Genomic DNA, 2,815 nt, shown 5'->3' with positions numbered 1-2,815 from the left:
CCAGCCGACGCGGACGCCGGTGACGTGCAGGCGCGCGACCGCGTCGACGATCGCGGCCTGTTCGCCGCGGTCCTTGCGCAGCAACGGGACGAAGGCCGCCGGGTGGTCGGCGGCGCTGTCCCGCGCCATCGCGGACAGGACGCCGTCCGGGCCCAGCTCGACGAACGTCGCCACCCCGTCCGCCAGCAGCGCGCCGACGGCGTCGGCGAACCGGACCGCCTCACGCGCGTGCGTGACCCAGTACTCCGGCGACGAAAACTCGCCCGTCAGCGTCCCGGTCACCGTCGACACGACCGGGATCACCGGCTCGGCGAACTCCAGACCCTCGACCACCGCACGGAAATCGTCCAGCATCGGGTCCATCAAGGACGAATGGAACGCGTGGGACACCTTGAGCCGCTTGGACTTCTCGAACCCGGCGGCGATCTTCAGAACACGGTCCGCCACACCGGAAATCACCACCGACTCCGGCCCGTTCACCGCCGCGATCGACACACCGTCGACCAGCAACGGCCGCACCTCGGCCTCGGCCGCCCGCACCGACACCATCGCACCACCGGCCGGGAGCGCCTGCATGAGCCGCCCACGCGCCTCGACCAACGTGCACGCGTCCGCCAGCGACAACACGCCCGAGACGTGCGCGGCGGCGATCTCACCGATCGAGTGCCCCGCGAGGAAGTCGGGGCGCACGCCCCAGGAACGCACGAGGCGGAACAACGCCACCTCGACCGCGAACAACGCCGGCTGCGCGAACTCCGTCCGGTCGAGCACATCCGCGTCCGCACCGAACAACACCTCGCGCACCGGCGCGGCGAAGCGATCCAGCACCGCGTCCAGCGCCTCGGCGAAGACCGGGTACCGGGCCGCCAGCTCACGGCCCATGCCGAGCCGCTGGGCACCCTGACCGGCGAACAGGAAGGCGGTCTTCCCGGCGCGCCCGGCGACGCCGGTGACCGCGCCGGGCTCGCCGTCGGCGAACGCGCGCAGCCCGGCGCGCAGGTCCTCGCCGGTCTCCCCGGTGACGACCACGCGGTGGTCGAAGACGGACCGGGCCGACACCAGCGAGTGGCCGACGTCGAGCGGGTCGGCGTCCGCGCCGTGCGCCAGCAGCCGTTCGGCCTGCGCCCGCAGCGCTTCGGGCGTCTTGGCCGAGAGCACCCACGGGATGACGCCCGGGTCCGGGAGCCGCTCGGCTTCGGCCGGCGCCGCCGCGGGTGCCTGCTCGATGATCGTGTGCGCGTTGGTGCCGCTGATGCCGAACGACGAGATGCCGGCCCGGCGCGGACGGCCGGTCTCCGGCCACTCGCGCCCCTCGGTGAGCAGCTCGACCGCGCCCGCGGTCCAGTCGACGTGGGTCGACGGCGTGGTGACGTGCAGGGTCGGCGGGGCCACGCCGTGGCGCAGCGCCATCACCATCTTGATCACCCCGGCGACGCCGGCGGCGGCCTGGGTGTGGCCCAGGTTGGACTTGATCGAGCCGAGCAGCAGCGGCCGGTCGCGGTCCTGGCCGTACGCCGCGAGCAGCGCCTGTGCCTCGATCGGGTCGCCCAGCGTCGTGCCGGTGCCGTGCGCCTCGACGACGTCGACGTCCGAAGTGGACAGCCCGGCGCCGGCGAGGGCCTGCCGGATGACGCGCTGCTGCGACGGCCCGTTCGGGGCGGTCAGCCCGTTGGACGCGCCGTCCTGGTTGATCGCGGATCCCTTGACCACCGCGAGGACTTCGTGGCCGTTGCGCCGCGCGTCGGACAGCCGCTCCAGCACCAGCACGCCGGCGCCCTCGGACCAGCCGACGCCGTCGGCGTCGTCGGAGAACGACTTCGACCGGCCGTCGAGGGCGAGGCCGCGCTGCATCGAGGAGGCGATGAACGTGCCCGGCAGGGCCATCACGGTCACGCCGCCGGCCAGCGCCAGCGAGCACTCGCCGTTGCGCAGCGCCTGCGCCGCCCAGTGCAGGGCGACCAGCGAGGACGAGCACGCGGTGTCGATCGAGACGGCCGGGCCCTCGAGCCCGAAGTTGTAGGCGACGCGGCCGGAGGCGACGCTCGGCGCGCTGCCGTTGCCCTGGTAGATCTCCATGTCGGCGGTGCCGCCGAGGGTGCTGCCGTAGTCGCTGTACATCACGCCGACGAACACGCCGGTCTGGCTGCCGCGCAGCGAGAGCGGGTCGATACCGGCGGATTCGACGGCCTCCCAGGAGGTTTCGAGCAGGAGCCGCTGCTGGGCGTCGGTGCCCAGCGCTTCGCGCGGGCTCATCCCGAAGAACCCGGCGTCGAAGCCGGCGGCCTCGTGCAGGAACCCGCCTTCGCGGGCGTAGGAGGTGCCCGGGTGGTCCGGGTCGGGGTCGTAGAGGACGTCGAGGTCCCAGCCGCGGTCGGTGGGCATCCCGGAGATCGCGTCCCCGCCGGAGACGACCAGGCGCCACAGGTCCTCGGGCGAGGCGATCCCACCCGGGTAGCGGCAGCCCATGCCCACGATGACGATCGGGTCGTCGTCCGACGGCCGCAGCACGGGCGCCACCGGGGGCAGCGGCTCGTCCGAGCCCAGCAGTTCGGTGGACAGGAACCCGGCGAGCGCGGCGGGCGTCGGGTAGTCGAAGACGAGCGTGGCGGGCAGCCGCAGCCCGGTCGTGGCGTTGAGCGCGTTGCGCAGCTCGACCGAGGTCAGCGAGTCGAACCCGAGGTCCTTGAACGCGTGCTTGCCGTCGACGGCGTCGGCCGACGCGTAGCCGAGCACGGCCGCGACCTGCGACCGGACCAGCTCGTCGAGCACGTGCCCGCGCTCGTCGGGCGGCAGGCCGCGCAGGCGCAGCGCCAGC

General features: G+C 73.8%; 1 protein-coding gene. It reads right to left on the bottom strand.

What is annotated here, in order from left to right:
- Nucleotides 1-2,815 (bottom strand): type I polyketide synthase (locus G3I65_RS20440; RefSeq protein ID WP_160697526.1); only part of this gene is annotated, 2,815 nt, incomplete at both ends.

The sequence above is a fragment of the Amycolatopsis sp. SID8362 genome, assembly GCF_010550475.1.
Taxonomy (GTDB): domain Bacteria; phylum Actinomycetota; class Actinomycetes; order Mycobacteriales; family Pseudonocardiaceae; genus Amycolatopsis; species Amycolatopsis eburnea.
Note: the sequence above shows the minus strand (reverse complement) of the source record. Positions and strands in the feature narration are given on the sequence as shown.